Raw genomic sequence first — 19,679 nt, forward strand, 5'->3', positions numbered from 1 at the left:
TCAGTTCAGCGCGTCCTTGAGTGCCTTGCCCGGGCGGAACTTGGGCACCTTGGCAGATTTGATCTTGATTTCAGCACCCGTGCGCGGGTTGCGACCTTTGCGTGCCGGGCGCTTGGTCACCGAGAAGGACCCGAAGCCAACCAGCGACACGGTGCCGCCTTTCTTGAGCGTGGTACGGATGGCGGTGATGGTCGAATCCAGCGCGCGGGTGGCGGCCGCTTTGGAGATATCGGCTTGTTTGGCAATGTGTTCGACGAGTTCTGTTTTGTTCACAAAAAGCCCCTCTTGAAGTGTTGAATACCGGCAGGATCATGGTCGATCCACAGACACACAAACGCATGCCCACCTTGGCTTGACCGTCGATCACATGACTCGCCCGGCATACCATCCAAGTAAACGCCGGGCGCCTTTTGATTAGACCCACGCCCTTGCAAGACTGTCAATACTCGCCTGCCCGATACGGCGCCCAATCTGGAACGGGAGGCGAGATTCTAGTCGCTTTCCCGCGCCCGCTTCCCACAAACGCAACGCCTGGCCGTCAGCTTCGCGTCATGTCAGCACGTCGTCAGGCTCGCGCGACCACGGCGGCCACGGCACGGCCGAGGTCCGAGGTCGTGGCCATGCCACCCAGGTCGCGCGTGCGGGGTGCGCCGCTGGCCGGGTCGAGCACGGCTTCGATGGCGCCCAGGATCGCATCGTGCGCCGCACGGTAGCCCAGGTAGTCGAGCATCATGGCGCCGCACCAGATCTGCCCGATCGGGTTGGCAATGCCCTGCCCCGCAATGTCGGGCGCCGAGCCGTGCACCGGCTCGAACAGCGAGGGGTGCTCGCGCGTGGGGTTGAGATTGGCGCTGGGCGCGATGCCGATCGTGCCCGTGCAGGCGGGGCCGAGGTCGGAGAGGATGTCGCCGAACAGGTTGGACGCGACCACCACGTCGAAATGGTCCGGACGCTGCACGAAGTGCGCGGTCAGGATGTCGATGTGGAACTTGTCCACCTTGATCTCCGGATAGGCCTTCGCCATCTCGGCCACGCGCTCGTCCCAGTAGGGCATGGTGATGGCGATGCCGTTGCTCTTCGTGGCACTGGTCAGGTGCTTTTTCGGCCGTGTCTGCGCCAGCTCGAACGCGAATTTCAGCACGCGGTCGACGCCGTGACGCGACATCACGGTCTCCTGCAAGACGATCTCGCGCGGCGTGCCTTCGAACATGCGCCCGCCGACGCTCGAATATTCGCCCTCGGTATTCTCGCGCACGATCAGCATGTCGATTTCGCCGGGCTGGCGCGGGCTGCCGTCGCGCCGCACCACCGGCGCGATCACACCGGGCATCAGGCGTGCGGGCCGCAGGTTGATGTACTGGTCGAACTCGCGGCGGAACAGCAGCAGCGAACCCCAGAGCGACACATGGTCGGGAATCTTTTCCGGCCAGCCCACGGCACCGAAGTAGATCGCGTCGTGGCCACCGATCTGCTCCTTCCAGTTGTCCGGCAGCATCTTGCCGTGCTTCTCGTAGTAGTCCCAACTGGAGAAATCGAAGTGGTCGAACTGCAGGTTGATGCCGAAACGCGATGCGGCGGCTTCGAGCACGCGCAGGCCTTCGGGCATGACTTCCTTGCCAATGCCGTCGCCAGCGATGACGGCTATGCGATGGGTGGAGCTCATCGGTGTTCCTTGTGCTTGTTGGAGTGTGGGGAAAAAAAGAATGGCGGTGCTGGCGTCAGGTGGGCCGCGGGACCCGTACCACGAGGCTGACGCCAAAGGCCGTGAGCGCGATACCTGCGATGGTGGCCAGTGTGACGGGCTCGCCGAACAGCACCCAGGCGACCAGCGCCGTGCAGGGCGGCACCAGGTACATGAGGCTGCTGACCGAGGCGGCCGCGCCGCGCTGGATCAGCAGGTACAGCAGCGAGCTGCCGCCCAGCGTCAGCCCCAGGACCGACCAGGCCATGGCACCGGCCAGTTCGCCGTTCCAGCGCATGGCCTCGGTCTCCAGCAGGGCCAGCGGCAGCGTCACGACCAGTGCGGCCAGCAATTGCACCGTGTTGGCGGTGCGCACGTCACAGGGCTGCACGAAGCGCTTCTGGTAGAGCGTGCCGGCCGTGATCGACAGCAGCGCGACCAGCGCATAGGACAGGTTGAGCCAGTTGGCCTGGTCGCCCGGCCCGCCGGCGCCGAATTTGTTGGACACCACCAGCACGAGGCCGGCGAACCCCAGTAGCAGGCCCAGCCATTGCTTGCGCGAGACGTGATGGCCACTGACGCCGGACAGCCAGATCGCGGTGAGCACCGGCTGGATGCCCACGATCAGCGCGGACAGGCCCGAACCCATGCCGGCCTTGACCGCGGCCCACACGCCCCCCAGGTAGCCCGCGTGCATCAGCGCACCCGTCACCGCCAGATGCAGCACCTGCCGCCGGCTTGCCGGCCAGCGCACACCCGCCAGCGCGATCCAGGGCAGAAAGCACAGGATCGACAGCGCGTAGCGCACCGCCAGGAACGTCATCGGCGGCGAGTGCGGCATGCCGTAGCGCGCCACGATGAAGCCGGTGCTCCAGATCAGCACGAACACCCAGGGCATGGCCCGGATCCAGGGGCTGGCGCCATCGGCGCGTGTGTCGGCGCGGCTCATGCTCCGGTGTCAGGGCTCAGCGCGCGCTCGCACGGATTTCAGGCAGGGCCTTGCGCAGATAGTACGCCATCGACCAGATGGTCAGCACCGCCGAGGCCCAGATCAGCCAGGTGCCCCACAGATGCGTGTCGATCACGCCGAACAGCATGCCGTGGTAGAGCAGGAAGGGAATGGCCGTCATCTGCACCGCGGTCTTGAGCTTGCCCACCATGTGCACCGCCACGCTCTTGTTGGCACCGATCATGGCCATCCACTCGCGCAATGCCGAGATGGCGATCTCGCGGCCGATGATGATGAGCGCCACAAACACGTTGGCGCGGTCCAGATGCACGAGCACCAGGAGGCTGGCGCAAACGAGGAACTTGTCGGCCACCGGATCGAGAAAGGCCCCGAAGGCGGACGTCTGCCCCAGCCGGCGGGCGAGGTAACCGTCGGCCCAGTCGGTGGCCGCGAACACGATGAACAGCACCGTGGCCACGAGATTCTGTTGCGCGGCGGGCACACCTTCCCAATAGAACACCCCGACGATCAGGGGGATGGCGGCGATGCGCGCCCAGGTCAGCAGGGTGGGAAGGTTGAAGAACATGGCGCGATTATGGAGGAGGACAGGCGCTAGCGCAGCGCCCGGTAGATGGTGTCGGCCAGCTCCGGCGAGATGCCATCCACCGAACTCAGGTCTTCGACGCTGGCGGCTGCCACACCGCGAACGCCACCAAAGCGCTGCAGCAGGCGCGCCCGCTTCTTGGGGCCGACGCCCGGGATGTCTTCCAGCTTGCTGCCACCGGTGCGCACCCGCGCACGTTGCGCGCGCATGCCGGTGATGGCAAAGCGGTGGGCCTCGTCGCGGATCTGCGCCACCAGCATCAGCGCGGCCGAGTCGTGTCCGAGCCAGACCTTGGGCCGGCCGTCGGCAAACACCAGTTCTTCCAGGCCGACCTTGCGGCCCTCGCCCTTTTCCACGCCAACGATCAGCGACAGATCCAACCCCAACTGCTGGAACACCTCGCGCGCCACGCCCACCTGGCCCTTGCCGCCATCGATCAGCACCAGGTCGGGCATGCGCGGTCCGCGCGGCGGCTGCGCGCCGGCGCCGTCGGCCTGCACCTCCACGGGGGTGTCGTCGCCGGCACCGGATGCGGGCGGGGCTTCGCCGCCCTGCTCGGCCCGCAGCGCCTCGGCGATGCGCCCGTAGCGGCGCAACAGCACCTGGCGCATGGCGGCATAGTCGTCGCCAGGGGTGATGCCCACGATGTTGTAGCGCCGGTACTGGCTGTTCTGCATCTTGTGGTTCTCGAACACCACGCACGAGGCCTGGGTGGATTCGCCCGCGGTGTGCGAGATGTCGAAGCACTCGATGCGCAGCTCGTCAAGGTTGTCGTCGGGCAGGCCCAGCGCCTCGGCCAGTGCCCGCGTGCGGGCCTGCTGCGAGCCCTCCTCGGCCAGCAGGCGCGCCAGCGCGATCTCGGCGTTCTTCTCGGCCATCTCCAGCCAGGCACGCCGGTGCTCGCGCGGCTGGTGCACGGCGTGCACCCGCACGCCGGCCTGCGCGCTCAGTGCCTCGATCAGGTCCTTGCCAACCGGGTGGCTCGTCACCAGCGTGTGCGGCAGCGCCGCACCCAGGTAGTGCTGCGCGATGAAGGCCTCGAGCACGCGCACGTGCACCTGCTCGAGCGGATCGGGCGCCTGCGCGGACGGGCTCCCGGCCTCCAGGTCGGCGGCGATCTGGGTCGCGTCGTCCACGTGGGACGGGAAGTACGGCCGGTCGCCCAGGTGGCGCCCGCCGCGCACCATGGCCAGATTGACGCAGGCACGGCCGCCCTGCACGCGCACCGCCAGGATGTCGACGTCGCGGTCGCTGGCGGTGTCCATCGCCTGCTGGTGCAGCACGCGCGAGAGCGCCGACATCTGGTTGCGGATCTCGGCCGCCTGCTCGAATTCGAGCTTCTCGGCGTGCGCCATCATGCGCGCCTGCAGCTCGTCCAGCACGGCCTGCGTCTCGCCGCGCAGGAACTGCTCGGCCGCGGCCACGTCACGCCCGTAGTCCTCGACGCTGATGAGATCCACACAGGGGCCGCTGCAGCGCTTGATCTGGTACAGCAAGCAGGGCCGCGTGCGGTTGGCAAACACCGTGTCCTCGCAGGTGCGCAGGCGGAACACCTTCTGCAGCAGCGTGATCGCCTCCTTGACCGCCCAGGCGCTCGGGTAGGGGCCGTAGTAACTGTGCCGCCGGTCCACCACGCCCCGGTAGTAGGCCATGCGCGGAAACAGGATCGCGGGCGCCGCCCCAGGCCCCGCGGTGCGCCAGGTCTCGCGCGTGCCCGTGATCTTGAGGTACGGGTAGCTCTTGTCGTCGCGGAACAGGATGTTGTAGCGCGGCTGCAGGGTCTTGATGAGGTTGTTCTCGAGCAGCAGCGCCTCGGCCTCGGACCGGACCACCGTCGTTTCCATGCGCGCGATGCGGCTGACCATCTGGCCGATGCGCGTGCCGTCGTGGCTCTTCTGGAAATAGCTGCTGACACGCTTTTTCAGGTTGCGCGCCTTGCCCACGTACAGCAACTGCCCCTGGGCGTCGAAGTAGCGATAGACCCCGGGCAACGCGGGCAGGGCCGCGACCTCGCTGAGCAACTGTTCGGAATGGACCTCGGCCATGGGTCCGTATTGTGGCGCTTCGCCGATGGCTGCGCTGCCCCTGGCGCGGCGTGGACAATCGCCCCATGCGATGGGACATCTTTTGCCGCGTCATCGACAACCTGGGCGACACCGGCGTCTGCTGGCGCCTGTGCGCCGACCTGGCCGCGCGCGGCGAAGACGTGCGCCTGTGGATCGACCTGCCCGACGATCTGGACTGGATGGCACCCGGCGCGCTGCAGGGCCGCTGGCCGGGTGTTCAGGTCATCCGGTGGACCGACCCGCTGCCCGCGGGGCTGGTGGACGCCCTGCCCCCGGCCGACGTCTGGATCGAGGCCTTCGGCTGCGATCCGGCACCCGAGTGCATCGAAACGCTGGCCCGGCGCCTGGCGGCCGGCGCGACGCCACCGGTCTGGCTCAACCTCGAATACATGAGCGCCGAGGCCTATGTGGAGCGCTGCCACCGCCTGCCTTCGCCGGTGATGTCGGGCCCCCTGAAGGGTCTGACCAAGTGGTTCTTCTACCCCGGCTTCACGCCGGCCACCGGCGGCCTGCTGCGCGAGCCCGGATTGCCGGCGCGCCAGGCAGCCTTCGACGCCGGCCGCTGGCTCTCATCACGCCGTCTGCCGGCCGGCGATGCCGGACGCCACCGCATCAGCCTGTTCTGCTATGAGCCACGCCCGCTACGTGACTTGCTCGCCGGCGCCGGCACGGCCAGCCACCCGGTGGACTGGCTGGTCGCGGCCGGGCGCACCGCCGATGCCGTCGCCACGGTCTGGCCCGCCGATGCACCCCGGCCGCCCCATGCCCGGCTGCACACCCTGCCGCACCTGACCCAGTTTGATTTCGATCACCTGCTGTGGTCCTGCGACCTCAACTTCGTGCGCGGCGAGGACTCGCTGGTGCGCGCGCTGTGGGCCGGCAAGCCCTTCGTCTGGCACATCTACCCACAGCACGACAACGCGCACCACGCCAAGCTCGACGCCTTCCTCGACTGGCTGGACGCCCCGCCCTCGCTGCGCGCCTTCCACCACTGGTGGAACGACATCGCCACCGGGCACCCGGGCTGGCCTGGCTGGGACGTGGTGGCCACCTGGCGGGCCTGCGCGCAGGCGGCACGCGCGCGTCTTCTGGCTCAGCCCGACCTGGTGAGACAGTTGCTGGAATTCGTGAGGGAAAGGCGCTAAAATCCAAGGTTTTGCGTATATCCGCATCGGTTGTCGGGCCTGACGCCCGTCGATGCCGGCCGCAAGCGTGTGTCGTCTGCCTCGCCGCACAGATCGCCCACACTGCGCCACGCTGCTCCCTTCCCGGGGCAACGCCCTCCATCTGCGCACACGCGGCCCAACCGTTGGAAGACCCATGAAAATCGCTCAAGAAATCCGCGCCGGCAACGTGATCATGCACGGCAAGGACCCGATGATCGTCCTGAAGACCGAATACGCCCGCGGCGGCCGCGGCGCCGCCACCGTCCGCATGAAGCTCAAGGGCCTGCTGGGCAACATCGGCACCGAAGTCGTCTTCAAGGCCGACGACAAGATCGACAACATCGTCCTCGACCACAAGGAGTGCACCTACTCCTATTTCGCCGATCCCATGTATGTCTTCATGGACGCGGAATACAACCAGTACGAGGTCGAGGCCGAAAACATGGGCGACGCCCTGCACTACCTGGAAGACGGCATGGCCGTGGAAGTGGTGTTCTACGAAGGCAAGGCCATCTCGGTCGAGCTGCCCACGTCGGTCGAACGTGAAATCACCTGGACCGAACCCGCCGTCAAGGGGGATACTTCGGGCAAGGTGCTCAAGCCCGCCAAGATCGCCACCGGTTTCGAAGTGGCAGTGCCGCTGTTCGTGTCGCAAGGCGACCGGATCGAAATCGACACGCGCACCGGCGAGTACCGCAAGCGGGTCTGATCCGTCCCCACACAGCAAGAGGCTCCTACAGGAGCCTCTTTGTTTTGGGAGGCCTGAAATCGCTCGCCCAGCCGGCCGGCATCAGGACCCCGGCGATGAACTCACCACACGACAGGCAAAGAAAGGACACACGTTCATGGAAACCACCCAGCAACTGAGCGAACAGCGGCTGGCCGACGCGTGGGCCGAATTGCAGGCACATTCCAGCAACGGCAATGCCCTGCAGGCCGACGCCTACCGCCTGGCCTTCGCCGACCCCGAGTTCCTGCTGCGCCGCGAGACGCGCGGCATCCGCTTCCAGCTGGAGCTGCTCAAGCCCGATCTGGCCCAGAGCGAGCAGGGGATCGACAACACGGTCGTGGTGTATGGCAGCGCACGCCTGCGCGAGCCGGCGCTGGCGCGCGAGCACCTGGCCGAGGCACAGGCCAGCGGCGACGCCCGTGCGATCGCTCGCGCCAAGACCTTGCTGCGCAACGCGCACTACTACGACAAGGCGCGTGAATTTGCCCGCATCGCGGCCCGCTACAGCAAGCACTGCGCACGCGAAGACCAGCTTTTCATCTGCACCGGCGGTGGCCCCGGCATCATGGAAGCGGCCAACCGTGGTGCACACGACGAAGGCTGTCTCAACGTCGGGCTGAACATCACCCTGCCGCATGAACAGTCGGGCAACCGCTACATCACACCCGAACTGAGCTTCAAGTTCCACTACTTCGCGCTGCGCAAGATGCACTTCATGATGCGTGCCAAGGCGCTGGCGGTGTTCCCGGGCGGCTTCGGCACGCTGGATGAACTGTTCGAGGTCATCACGCTCGTGCAGTGCAAGAAAGCCAAACCGGTGCCCATCGTGCTGTTTGGCAGCGAGTACTGGAAGCGCCTGCTCAACCTGGAGGTGCTGGTCGAGGAAGGCACGATCTCACCGGAAGACCTGAACCTGTTCACCTACCAGGACGACCCGCAGGCCGCCTGGGATTACATCCTCGACTTCTACAACCTGCCACACGTCGAGTCGCGCTGCGACTGAGCGCGCTGCCCGGGCAAAGAAAAGGGCCCGCGAAACGGGCCCTTCCGGTGCCGGCACGTCATGCCGGATCATCGCCAGCCGGTTTAGCTGGCGTCGGCCGTCCAGCCACCGCCCAGGGCCTTGTACAGGCCCACCTGGTTGAGCTGGCGCGCCAGGCGCGTCTGCGTCAGGCCCTGCTGGGCGCTGAACAGCGAGCGCTGAGCATCCAGCAGATCCAGGAAACTGGCGACACCATTGCGGTAGCGCAGGTCGGCCAGGCGCACACGCTCCGCCTCGGCCTGCACCAGTTGCTCCTGGGCGGCCAGTTGCTCGCCATAGGTGGCGCGGCCGGCCAGGGCATCGGCCACTTCGCGGAACGCGGTCTGGATGGTCTTCTCGTAGGTCGCCACGGCAGCCACCCTGGAGGCTTCGGCTGCTGCCAGCGCCGCCCGGTTGCGGCCCAGGTCGAAGATCGGCAGCAGCGCCTGCGGCGCCAGCGTGAAGCCCCAGCTACCGTCCTTGAACAGACCCGAGAGCTCGGTACTGGCCGACCCCAGCGAAGCGGTCAGCGAGATCCGGGGGAAGAAGGCCGCACGCGCCGCGCCGATGTTGGCGTTGCTCGCCATCAGTTGCTGCTCGGCCGCGCGGATGTCCGGGCGGCGCGTCAGCAGATCCGAAGGCAGGCCTTCGGGCACGTCGGCCATCTGCACCGGCGGCTGGACGCCCGCCACCGGCAGCAGATCCGCCGGCACGGGCTGCCCCGCCAGCAGGGCCAGCGCGTTCAGGTCCTGCGCCCGCTGGCGCTCCTGCTGGGCACGCGTGGCGCGTGCCGTGGCGGCCAGCGATTCGGCCTGGCGCAGGTCCAGCGCCGACGCGGCCCCATTGTCAAAGCGCAGCCTGGTCAGGCGCAGCGAATCCTCGCGCGTGGCCTGAGCCCTGCGCGTGAGGTCCAGCATCTCCTCGTCGGCCTGCACCGTCAGCCAGGTGCTGACCACGGCCGCCACGATACTGGTCTGCGCGGCCCTGGCGGCCTCCTCGGTCGCCAGGTATTGCGCGAGCGCGGCCTCCTTGAGACTGCCCAGGCGGCCGAAGAAGTCGATCTCCCAGGCGCTGACCATCAGACCGGCCGTGTAGACGCTGCTGATGTCCCCGCCTTCGGTGCCCTTGCGCTCGCCGGTCACCCCGGCCGCGACCGTCGGCGCCTGGTTGGCGCGGGCGATGCGGTACTGCGCGCGCACCTGCTCCACGTTGGCCATCGCCACGCGCAGGTCGCGGTTGTTCTCCAGCGCCAGTTGCACCAGCTTGCGCAGGCGCTCGTCGGCCACGAAGTCCGACCACGCCGGCAACGCCTGGCCGGCCTGGGCATCGGCTGCCCCGCTGGGAAAGGCCATGGGCACAGGCGCGGCGGGGCGCTGGTAGTCGGGTGTCAGCGAGCACGCCGTCAGCACCGCCAGCGACAGCACGCTGGCGGCCAGCCGGCCGCGCGGGGCGGACGTCCGCGTCATGTTCTTGATGGCTTGCTCACTCATCGATCTTGGCTCCGATATGGGAATGTTCGGCAGCGAACTGCTGCTGCCGCTTGCTGCCCTTGAAAATCGAGCGCACCACGACAAAGAAGACCGGCACGAACACGACGGCCAGGATCGTGCCGCTGATCATGCCGCCGATCACGCCGGTGCCGATGGCCCGCTGGCTGGCCGAGCCGGCGCCCGACGCAATCGCCAGCGGCAGCACGCCCAGCGTGAACGCCATGGAGGTCATGACGATCGGCCGGAAACGCATGTGCGCCGCGCCCAGTGCTGCCTCGATCACGCTCTTGCCCTGGGCCTGCAGGTCCTTGGCGAACTCGATGATCAGGATGGCGTTCTTCGCCGACAGGCCGATGATCGTGATCAGGCCGACCTGGAAGTACACGTCGTTCGAGTACTGCCGCAGCAGGGTCGCCAGCAGCACGCCGAGCACACCGCAGGGCACGACCAGGATCACCGCCAGCGGAATCGACCAGCTCTCGTACAGCGCCGCCAGGCACAGGAACACCGCCAGGATGGCAAACGCATACACGATGAGCGCCTGCGAGCCGGCCTGCTTTTCCTCGCGCGACTGACCCGTCCACTCGAAGCCGAAGCCCTCGGGCAGTTGCGCCGCCAGGCGCTCCATCTCGGCCATGGCGTCGCCCGTGCTGTAACCCGGCGCCGGGGCACCTTCGATGCGCATGGACGGATAGCCGTTGTAGCGCACGGTCTGCTGCGCCCCCTTGACCCAGCGCGTGGTCGCGAAGGCGGACAGCGGCACCGGCTGACCCTGTTTGTTGGGTGCCGTCAGGCGCAGCAGGTCTTCCGGCTGCATGCGCGCGGGTGCATCGGCCTGCACCACCACACGCTGCAGGCGGCCGCGGTTCGGGAAGTCGTTCACGTAGGACGAACCCAGCGCAGTGGACAGGCTGCTGTTGATCGCGTCGAAACCGACACCCAGGGCCTGCGCCTTGTCGCGGTCGATGTCGATCTGCAACTGTGGCGCATCTTCCAGGCCATTCGGGCGCACCTGCGCCAGCACGGAGCTTTGCATCGCCATGCCCAGCATCTGGTTGCGCGCAGCCACCAGCGCCTCGTGGCCACGGCCACCACGGTCCTGCAGGCGGAACTGGAAACCCATCGAGGCGCCCAGCTCGGGGATCGGCGGCGGGTTCAGCGGGTAGATGAACGCGTCGCGGATGCCGGAGAGGGCACCGAAGGCCTTGCCAGCCACCGCCGTGGCGTCCGAGCCCGGCGCCGTGCGTTCAGGCCAGTCCTTGAGCGTCACGAAGCCGATACCGGCGTTCTGGCCCTGGCCCGAGAAGCTGAAGCCCAGCACGCTGACCATGCTCGAGACCTCGGGCTGGCCCAGCATGTACTGCTCGACCTGCTTCATCACGCTGAGTGTGCGCTCCTGCGTGGCGCCCGGGGGCAGTTGCACGTTGACGAGCACCGTGCCCTGATCCTCCTGCGGCAGGAACGAGGTCGGCAGGCGCTGGTACAGCAGCGCCACGGCGCCGATGATGGCCGCGTAGATGATCAGATAGCGGGCAGCTCGCCTGAGCACGCGTGCGACGATGCTCTCATAGCCCTTGGCCGTGCGCTTGAAGGAGCGGTTGAACCAGCCAAAAAAACCCTTCTTCTCGATGTGATGGCCCTTCTCCACGGGCTTGAGCAGCGTGGCGCACAGGGCCGGTGTGAGCGACAGCGCCATGAAGGCCGAGAAGGCGATCGAGGCCACCATCACCGCCGAGAACTGGCGGTAGATGTTCCCGGTCGAGCCCGCGAAGAAGGCCAGCGGCACGAACACCGAAACCAGCACCACGGTCACGCCCACGATGGCACCCGAGATCTGACCCATGGCCTTGCGTGTGGCCTCGAGGGGTGGCAGCCCCTCCTCACTCATGATGCGCTCAACATTCTCCACCACCACGATGGCGTCGTCCACCACAATGCCGATCACCAGCACCATGCCGAACATCGTCAGCACGTTGATCGAGAAGCCCAGCGCCATCAGCGTGGCAAAAGTGCCCAGCAGCGCGATCGGCACCACCAGGGTCGGGATGATGGTGTAGCGCCAGTTCTGCAGGAACAGGAACATCACCAGGAACACCAGCAGCACCGCCTCGAACAGCGTCTGCGTCACCTGCGTGATGGAGATGTCGACGAAACGCGAGCTGTCGTAGGGGATGTTCCACTTCACGCCCTGGGGGAAGTAGCGCGCCAGCTCGTCCATCTTTTCGCGGATGAGTTTGGCCGATTCCATGGCGTTGCCGGTGGAGGACAGCTGCACGCCCATGCCGACCGCGGGAACGCCGTTCAGGCGCGCCGACGTGGCGTAGCTCTGGCCGCCCAGCTCGACCCGTGCCACGTCCCTGAGGCGGACGGTGGAGCCGTCCTCGTTGGAACGGAGCACGATGTTGGCGAACTGGTCCACGCTTGAGAGCTGGCCCTTGACCGTCACCGTAGCCGCGATGCTCTGGCCCGGGATGTTGGGCAGATCACCGATCACGCCCGAGGCCACCTGCGCGTTCTGCGCACGGATGGCCGCCACCACGTCGGCGGACGAGAGGCGGTAGCCCTCGAGCTTGGCCGGATCGACCCAGACGCGCATCGAAGTCTCGCTGCCGAACAGCTGCACCTGGCCGATGCCCTTGACGCGCTGCAGTTCCGGCTGGACGTTGCGGGCGACGTAGTCACCGAGCTGGACGATGTCGAAATCGGGGTTGTCGGAGGACAGCATCGCGAACAGCAGGAAGTTGCTGCGCGACTTGTCCACCCGCACGCCCTGCTGCGTCACCGCCGCCGGCAGGCGCGGCGTGGCGCGAGAGAGGCGGTTCTGCACGTCCACCTGCGCCAGGTCGATGTCGGTGCCCGGCTCGAAGGTGACGGTGATGGAGCCCGAGCCGTCGGCCTGGGCCACCGATTCCATGTAAGCGAGACCCGGCGAGCCGTTCATCTCGCGTTCGATGACCGACAGCACGCTGTCTTCCAGCGTCTGCGCGGACGCGCCGGGATAGGCGGCGCTGATGACCACGGCGGGCGGCGCCACCGGTGGGTACTGTGCGATGGGTAGCTGCGTGATGGACGTCAGGCCCAACACGGCAATGAACAGCGCGATCACCCAGGCGAAGATCGGGCGTTCGATGAAGAACTTGGCCATATCTGCTCTTGTTCGTGTTCTGTGGGCTTATTGCTGACGCCCGGCGTCGGCCGGCTGGCCTTCAGCCGGGGCCGCGGCGGCGGGTGCGGCACTGTTCGGCGGCGTCCAGGGCACGGCCTTCACGGGCGTGCCCGGCGGCAGCATCTGCAGCTTCTGGAAGCCATCGACCATGACCTGCTCGCCCTCTTGCAGGCCTTCGGTGACGATCCACTGGTTGTCCTTGCCGGCCACGACCTTCACGTTGCGCGTGCTCAGCTTGCCTTCGGCATCGACCACGGTCAGCGTGTCACCCGCATCCGTGCGCGTGACGGCCTGCTGCGGCACGGTGATGGCGTTGTTCACCATCGCCTGCTCCATCTGCACCCGCACGTACAGGCCGGGCAGCAGCTCCCCTTGCGGGTTCGGCACCTCGGCGCGCAGGGTCACCTGGCCGGTGCTGGTGTCCACCGTCAGATCGGCGAACAGCAGCTTGCCCTTGTGCGGGTATTCGGTGCCATCCTCCAGCAGCACACTCACCTCGGCCGCACCGCTGCCCGCCGCCTTGAGCTGGCCAGCCTCCATGGCCCGGCGCAGGCGCAGGGCCTCGGAAGCCGGCTGGGTGAAGTTCACGTACAGCGGATCGATCTGCTGGATCACGGCCAGCGGAGTGGCCTCGCCCTGTCCCACCAGCGCGCCCTCGGTCACCAGGGCACGGCCGATGCGGCCCGAGATCGGCGCCGTCACGTTGGCATAGCCCAGGTTGATGGTGGCGGTCTGCACGGTCGCCTTGGCCGCGGCCACCTCGGCCTCGGCCATCTTCTGTGCCGACACGGCGTTGGCGTAGTCCTGCTGGCTCACCGCATTTTCGGCCACCAGCGGCTGGTAGCGATCGGCCAGCGACTTGGCCTGGACCAGGCTGGCCTCTGCCCGGGCGAGGTTCGCGCGCGCCGACTGCAGGGCCGCCTCGTAGGGACCCGGATCGATGCGGAACAGCAGTTGGCCGGCCTTGACATCACTGCCTTCCCGGAACTGCCGCTGCACGAGGATGCCCGCCGCACGCGCCCGCACCTGCGCCACGCGCGAGGCCTCCAGACGACCCGGCAGCTCGGTCCGCAGACCGACTTCGCCCGGCTTGGCCACCACCACACCGACCTGGGGTGCCGGCATCCCGCCACCCGGGGCGACCGGCGGCGGTGGCACATCGGACTGGCCACAGGCCACCAGCGCGGCGACGATGGGCAGCAGCACCAGGGGGCGCCACCCTCTGGCAAACGATGGGCCTCGACCGGCCGGGCGGGCATGGTGGTGGATTCTCTGGCGTTGGGCGCTGGGCATGGCGGTCCTTCGAATGCGTTGGCGAGGGAGACGGTAAAAACGGACACAGGACACTAGCGGCCAGCCCCGAGGCTGTCCGGGATATCCCATCAATCGACTGCGGTAAGGGGGCGAATTATACATACATACAAGAATGTATGTATAGTATGACTTCGGTTCCACCATGACGAGCACAGGAGGTTCACCCCGTGGTACGACGCACCAAAGCCGATGCCGAAGCAACCCGGCACAAGCTTCTGGACGCTGCGGAAACCCTGTTCCAGCTCAAGGGTGTTTCCAACACGTCGCTCAACGACATCGCCGTCGCGGCCGGCACCACGCGCGGCGCCATCTACTGGCATTTCAAGGACAAGGCCGACCTGTTCAACGCGATGATGGACCGCGTGACCCTGCCGCTGGAAGAAATGCTGGCGCGCATCAGCTCGCAGTCCGAGCAGGAACCTGCGCGCGACCCCCTGCAGGACATGCGGCAGAACACGCTGATCGCGCTGCACCGCGTCGCCACCGACGAGCAGACCCGCCGCGTCTTCGAAGTGGCCACACACCAGGTCGAATACAACAATGAGATGTCGGCCGTGCGCGAGCGCCACCTGCGGGTGCGCAACGAATGCATCCGCCTCACGGAACGGGCCCTGGAGGTCGCCTCGCAGCGTCAGCCGGGCCACCGCCTGCCGGTCGCGCCCCGGACGGCCGCGCTGGGCCTGCACGTGATGATCGACGGCCTGATCCAGAACTGGCTGCTCGAGCCGGGCGACTTCGACCTGGTCGTCGCCGGTCTGGACGCCATGGACACCTACCTGCTGGGCCTGGGCTTCAGACTGCAGCCCCGCCCCTCGCTGCCCTCGCCGGTGCCACCGCCGCCGCCCATGCCGGCGCTGGACGACCTGCCGCCCGAAACGCCCCCCGCACCCGTCAGGCGTCACCGCCGCCGTTCTGCGGTGGTGCCGTGACCGGTGACGGCTCGGTGGTCGCGTGCGGCAGCCTCCAGGCCAGCCGCGAACCCAGCCCCACGACGGCGCCGACACACCAGAACACGGCCCCCACACCGACCACCGCCCCCACCGATCCGAACAGCAGCGGCATCACCACGCTGGAGCCGTTGATCGCCATCGAGCGCATCCCCAGCGCCTCGCCATGACGCTCCCTGGGCGTGATCTGGTGCAGGGTGCTCATGATCATGGGCTGCACCGAGCCCAGCGCGAAACCCAGCAACACCGACAGCAGACCCATGAGCCAGGGGCCGCTGGCCAGCGGATACAGCCCGAACAGGATGGCCGTGGCCAGCATGGCGGCACCGATCACCGTCGCTTCGCGCAGGCGCGCCGCGACCCAGGGCATCAGCAGGCGGATCGCCGTGGCGGCCAGCGCGAAGGCTCCCAGGATGGTGCCAATCACCGTCGCCGACAGGCTGCGCTCGTGGCCGATCACCGGCACCAGGAAGGTGTGCACGTCCCAGCAGGACGCCATCATCCAGTTGAGCAGCATCAGGTCCCGGAAGCTCTTGCCGCGCAAGAGGTCCCAGGATGAGCGCCGGCGGTCACCCGCCGGTTGCCCATGCCCGGGCAGCTCCGCCACCGGCCGCATCCACCACAGGGCCAGCGGCGGCAGCAGGGCCATCAGCAGGTAGGCCGCACGAAAGCCCGAGGCGTCGATGAGCATGCCCGCCAGCAGCGGCCCCAGAAAGCTGGACACCGACGGCCCCAGCGCCAGCCAGCTGAACACCTGCCGCAACTCGGACGGCCCGTTGGCCATCAGGCCCACATGCCGCTGCAGGGCGATCATCGCCACGCAAGCGGCAGCGCCACAAGTCAGCGCCGTCACGCACAGCACGCCGAACACCGGCCAGACCACGGCCAGCAGTGCACCGGGCGTGGCCACCGCCGCCGCCAGCCGCATCGGCCGGTGTAGGCCGTGCCGCTCGGCATAACGTCCCGCCGGCAGCGCCAGGAACACCTGCGACAGCGCAAACAGCGCCAGCAGCACGCCGACGGCGACCGCACCATAGCCTTCGCGCAGAGCCATGAGCGGCGCGGCCATGCGGATGCCCGTCATGCACGCGTGCACGCAGACCTGGGCGCCGATCAGGCGCAGCAACGATACAAACAGCGGCGAGTTCAAGATGCGCCCGTGGTGTCCAGGGGATCGGCAGGCAGCAGGGCCTGGGCCTGCTCCTGGGGCAATGCTTCGACGGTCTTGAGTACCCTGCCCATGGCCCGGCTGCGCACCTCGGCCGCATCCAGCGTGTTGAGCACGGTCTGTGTCTGGTTCTTCACGCGGGCCAGCACGTCACCGAACTTGCCGAACTCGGTCTTGACCGCACCCAGCACCTGCCAGACCTCGCTGCTGCGCTTTTCCAGCGCCAGCGTGCGGAAACCCATCTGCAAGGAATTGAGCATGGCCATCAGCGTCGTCGGACCGGCCAGCGTGACACGGTGTTCGCGCTGCAGGGACTCCATCAGGCCCGGACGGCGCAGCACCTCGGCATACAGACCTTCGCTGGGCAGGAACAGGATCGCGAAGTCCGTCGTGTGAGGCGGCTCCAGGTACTTCTCGGCAATCGAGCGGGCTTCCAGTCGGATGCGCTGCTCCAGCGCCCGCGCCGCCAGCTCGGCGCCTTCGGCATCGGCACGCTGCTGGGCATCGAGCAGGCGCTCGTAATCCTCGTTGGGAAACTTGGCGTCGATGGGCAGCCAGCACGGGGCGCCCTCGTTGCCGCGCCCCGGCAGACGGATCGCGAAATCCACCACGTTCCGGCTGCCCGGGCGCGTGGCCACCTGTGCGGCGTACTGGTCGGGCGCGAACACCTGCTCCAGCAACGCACCCAGTTGCGCCTCACCGAACATGCCGCGCGTCTTGACGTTGCTCAGCAGGTGCTTGAGATCGCCCACGCCCTGCGCCAAGGTCTGCATCTCGCCCAGGCCCTTGTGCACCTGCTCCAGGCGTTCGGCCACCTGCTTGAAACTCTCACCCAGACGCTGCTCCAGCGTCGCGTGCAGCTTCTCGTCCACCGTGGCGCGCATTTCGTCGAGCTTGGCGGCGTTGCCCTGTTGCAGTTGCGTCAGTTGCTGCTCCAGCGTGGCGCGCATTTCAGCCACGCGACGGGCGTTGACCTCGCTCAGCTGTGCCAACTGTTGCGTCAGGGTTTCGGACAGGCTTGCGCGCAGGTGCGCCAGTTGCTGGGCAAACGCGTCAATCTGCGCATTCTGCGTGCGTGTGGCCTCGGCCGCTTGCTGACTCATCCCCAGGCTGATCGCCTGCAACTGCTGGGTCAGCGTGTCGCCCAGCGTGCCACGCAACTGCAAAAGCTGCTGCGCAAGGGCGTCAAGCTGCGCATTTTGCGTACGGGTGGTTTCCGCACCCTGCCGTGAAATCGTTTCCTGGAACGTGGTCAGCGTCTGCTGCATCTCCTGCCGGCCACTGCGGGCGTTCTCGCCGATGTCGCGCCGCAGCTCGCCCTCGACATGCTCGATGCGTTGCATGGTCTGCTGCGTCTGACCCTGCACCATCTGCATGATCGACCGCAGGCGGTCAACATCCTCGTTGTCGACCGGCGGACGGCGTAACAGCAGCGCGATCAGCAGCACCATGTTCAGCAGCAACAGCGCCAGCGCACCCCAAAGGATCCATGCATCGATCATGGAGCGGGATTATCTGCCCTGCACCGATGGCGCCTGCATCACTCGGGCATTTCACCCCGGCATTCAGCGGGATCCCGCGTCCACACCAGGTTCGTGTGCCACGTTCCCTTCGGCCCGCCCGGCGATGCCGGCACCAGCCGCCATGCCCGCGCCGCCTCCTGCGGCGCCGCCAGCGCCTCCGCGCCCACCGCCCGCTTCCGACCCCCGGCCCCGCCCAGCCTGGCCACCCGGCACACGCAGCGGCCCCTGGTCCGGGATACTCACCTCGGACGGAATGGGCTCCAGGTCCAGCGCCTCGCGCACATAGTGCCGCAACGAAGCCACCAACTCGGCGGTATGCACCACGCGCCCGGCCACCATGTCTTGCGCCGCGCGCGCAGCGAGCCGGACCTGTTCCTCGGTACCCAGCAGGATGACATCCGACAACGCGGCTTCCACCGCATCGCGCACGCGCCGCCGTCGCTCGGCCACCTCTTCCGGAACCGGCGACACCACCGCCTCCTGGTCCCCCGCGCTGCGCCGCTGTTCCCGCCGATGGACCGGATCGACCGTGAGCTCGCCCGTGAACGAACTGCCCAGCGTCTTGTACGCCGCCATCAGCGTGCGCAGACGCTCATTGATCTGCCGGTTTTCCCGCTCGCGTCACCGCTGTATCGTTTGCATGAACAGCAGCCGGACCCCCACCGCCACCAGAGAGAACAGCACCAGGCCGAACAGCGTCGTCGCCAGCGACGGGATGGAACTGAAATCCAGGCCACGCATGTCCGCCTCGCAGCGTGCCCGGTCAGGCGCGACCGACGACCTCCGGATTGAGCGGCGTCAGCGCCCGACCTTCCGTCAGGTAGGCGATCAGGTTGTCGGCCGCCAGCATGGCCATGGCCATCCGCGTGGGGAGGGTCGCGCTGGCGATGTGCGGCGTCAACACCACGTTGGGCACCGTCAGCAGGGCCGGGTTGATGCGGGGCTCGCCCTCGAACACGTCCAGGCCGGCAGCGGCAATGCGCCGCTCGCGCAGCGCGGCGACCAGCGCCTCCTCGTCGACGATGCCGCCGCGCGCGATGTTGACCAGCGTGGCGGTGGGTTTCATGCGCGCGATCTCGGCCGCCCCCACCGTGTGGTGCACGGCTGGCGTGTAGGGCAGCACCAGCACCACGTGATCGGCCTCGGCGAACAGCGTATCGCGGTCCACGTAGCGGGCGCCGATGGCCGCCTCCTTGTCCTCGGGCAGGCGCGAGCGGTTGTGGTAGATCACCTTCATGCCGAAGCCCAGCGCGCCGCGCCGCGCGATGGCCTGGCCGATGCGCCCCATGCCCAGGATGCCCAGCGTGCTGCCATGCACCTCGGCACCGGCGAACAGGTCCAGCGACCACTCCTTCCAGTGTCCGGCACGCAGGTAATGCTCGCTTTCGGTGATGCGTCGCGCCGTGGCCATGAGCAGCGCGAAGCCGAAGTCGGCCGTGGTCTCCGTCAGCACGTCGGGTGCGTTGGTGCCCAGCACGCCAGCGGCTGTCATGGCGTCCAGATCAAAGTTGTTGAAACCGACCGCCAGGTTGGCGGCGATTTTCAGTTGCGGGCAGGCCGCCAGCAGCGCCGCGTCGATGCGTTCGCTGCCCGTGGTCAGTACGCCTTCCTTGCCCTGCAGGCGCTGTACCAGTTGCTGTGCCGACCAGACGGTGCCGGCCGGCGTGGTCTCCACGTCAAAGTGCTGGCGCAGCTTGTCCACCACCTCGGGAAAGACGGTGCGAGCGATCAGGATGGAAGGGCGGGCTGGCATGTCGGTGTCTCCGGGTAGTGGGTCTTGTTGGTCGTGTCACGAAGGGTGGCCAAGCCGGGCCATGTGCTCCAGACATTCCCTCCGCCGGCCTGCCGGCGGGA

General features: G+C 67.7%; 15 protein-coding genes and 1 pseudogene. 4 read left to right on the forward strand and 12 right to left on the reverse strand.

All coding sequences use genetic code 11. From position 1 onward, the window contains the following. The 5 genes from PHQ87_RS01065 to uvrC all read right to left on the reverse strand — a co-directional run bounded on the left by PHQ87_RS01065 (position 1) and on the right by uvrC (position 5,279). Positions 1 to 273 carry an HU family DNA-binding protein gene (locus tag PHQ87_RS01065; RefSeq protein WP_300230323.1) on the reverse strand — a complete coding sequence of 91 codons (273 nt, stop codon included), beginning with the start codon at positions 271 to 273 and terminating at the stop codon, positions 1 to 3. Between the two features lie 292 nt (positions 274 to 565). Then, entirely contained in the window at positions 566 to 1,663 is a 1,098-nt protein-coding gene (locus PHQ87_RS01070) for a tartrate dehydrogenase (RefSeq protein WP_300230325.1), read from the reverse strand. A 55-nt stretch (positions 1,664 to 1,718) separates the two neighbouring features. Next, positions 1,719 to 2,630 (reverse strand): DMT family transporter, encoded by a 912-nt coding sequence (locus tag PHQ87_RS01075; RefSeq protein WP_300230327.1) that lies wholly within the window; start codon positions 2,628 to 2,630, stop codon positions 1,719 to 1,721. Between the two features lie 16 nt (positions 2,631 to 2,646). Further along, the gene (pgsA, locus tag PHQ87_RS01080; protein ID WP_300230329.1) at positions 2,647 to 3,216 is read right to left on the reverse strand and encodes a CDP-diacylglycerol--glycerol-3-phosphate 3-phosphatidyltransferase; all 570 of its coding nucleotides are present in this window, start codon (positions 3,214 to 3,216) and stop codon (positions 2,647 to 2,649) included. 26 nt (positions 3,217 to 3,242) lie between these two features. Beyond that, complete coding sequence (uvrC, locus tag PHQ87_RS01085; protein WP_300230331.1) at positions 3,243 to 5,279, reverse strand: excinuclease ABC subunit UvrC; 2,037 nt, start codon at positions 5,277 to 5,279, stop codon at positions 3,243 to 3,245. A gap of 65 nt (positions 5,280 to 5,344) precedes the next feature. On the opposite strand from uvrC, the gene earP reads away from it, so the two are divergent. From earP to PHQ87_RS01100, 3 genes are all read left to right on the forward strand, one after another. After that, positions 5,345 to 6,445 (forward strand): elongation factor P maturation arginine rhamnosyltransferase EarP, encoded by a 1,101-nt coding sequence (gene earP, locus PHQ87_RS01090; RefSeq protein ID WP_300230333.1) that lies wholly within the window; start codon positions 5,345 to 5,347, stop codon positions 6,443 to 6,445. A 175-nt stretch (positions 6,446 to 6,620) separates the two neighbouring features. Further along, positions 6,621 to 7,175 (forward strand): elongation factor P, encoded by a 555-nt coding sequence (gene efp / locus PHQ87_RS01095; protein ID WP_300230335.1) that lies wholly within the window; start codon positions 6,621 to 6,623, stop codon positions 7,173 to 7,175. Positions 7,176 to 7,311: 136 nt separating this feature from the next. Further along, positions 7,312 to 8,199, forward strand: a complete 888-nt coding sequence (locus PHQ87_RS01100; RefSeq protein ID WP_300230337.1) for an LOG family protein — start codon at positions 7,312 to 7,314, stop codon at positions 8,197 to 8,199. 83 nt (positions 8,200 to 8,282) lie between these two features. Here the strand turns inward: PHQ87_RS01100 and PHQ87_RS01105 are convergent, their stop codons facing one another. From PHQ87_RS01105 to PHQ87_RS01115, 3 genes are read right to left on the reverse strand one after another with little or no spacing between them, the layout of a single operon-like run. Beyond that, positions 8,283 to 9,683, reverse strand: coding sequence for an efflux transporter outer membrane subunit (locus PHQ87_RS01105; RefSeq protein WP_300230396.1), 1,401 nt, complete (start codon positions 9,681 to 9,683; stop codon positions 8,283 to 8,285). Between the two features lie 16 nt (positions 9,684 to 9,699). Further along, complete coding sequence (locus PHQ87_RS01110; protein WP_300230339.1) at positions 9,700 to 12,852, reverse strand: efflux RND transporter permease subunit; 3,153 nt, start codon at positions 12,850 to 12,852, stop codon at positions 9,700 to 9,702. Positions 12,853 to 12,879: 27 nt separating this feature from the next. After that, on the reverse strand, positions 12,880 to 14,166 hold the full coding sequence (locus PHQ87_RS01115) for an efflux RND transporter periplasmic adaptor subunit (RefSeq protein WP_300230341.1): 1,287 nt from the start codon (positions 14,164 to 14,166) through the stop codon (positions 12,880 to 12,882). Between the two features lie 188 nt (positions 14,167 to 14,354). Here PHQ87_RS01115 and PHQ87_RS01120 point away from each other — a divergent pair, with 188 nt between their 5' ends. Further along, positions 14,355 to 15,116, forward strand: a complete 762-nt coding sequence (locus tag PHQ87_RS01120) for a TetR family transcriptional regulator (protein ID WP_300230343.1) — start codon at positions 14,355 to 14,357, stop codon at positions 15,114 to 15,116. Here PHQ87_RS01120 and PHQ87_RS01125 read toward each other — a convergent pair. From PHQ87_RS01125 to PHQ87_RS01140, 4 genes and pseudogenes are all read right to left on the reverse strand, one after another. Next, positions 15,079 to 16,272, reverse strand: a complete 1,194-nt coding sequence (locus PHQ87_RS01125; RefSeq protein ID WP_300230398.1) for an MFS transporter — start codon at positions 16,270 to 16,272, stop codon at positions 15,079 to 15,081. The two genes, PHQ87_RS01120 and PHQ87_RS01125, sit on opposite strands and share 38 nt — an antisense overlap. Before the next feature lie 8 nt (positions 16,273 to 16,280). Further along, complete coding sequence (rmuC, locus tag PHQ87_RS01130; RefSeq protein ID WP_300230345.1) at positions 16,281 to 17,804, reverse strand: DNA recombination protein RmuC; 1,524 nt, start codon at positions 17,802 to 17,804, stop codon at positions 16,281 to 16,283. A 63-nt stretch (positions 17,805 to 17,867) separates the two neighbouring features. Beyond that, positions 17,868 to 18,566: pseudogene (locus PHQ87_RS01135) on the reverse strand (hypothetical protein). Positions 18,567 to 18,588: 22 nt separating this feature from the next. Then, entirely contained in the window at positions 18,589 to 19,578 is a 990-nt protein-coding gene (locus tag PHQ87_RS01140; protein ID WP_300230347.1) for a D-glycerate dehydrogenase, read from the reverse strand. Positions 19,579 to 19,679 lie beyond the last annotated feature (101 nt).

It is taken from the genome of Hydrogenophaga sp. (assembly GCF_028698005.1).
GTDB lineage: Bacteria > Pseudomonadota > Gammaproteobacteria > Burkholderiales > Burkholderiaceae_C > Hydrogenophaga.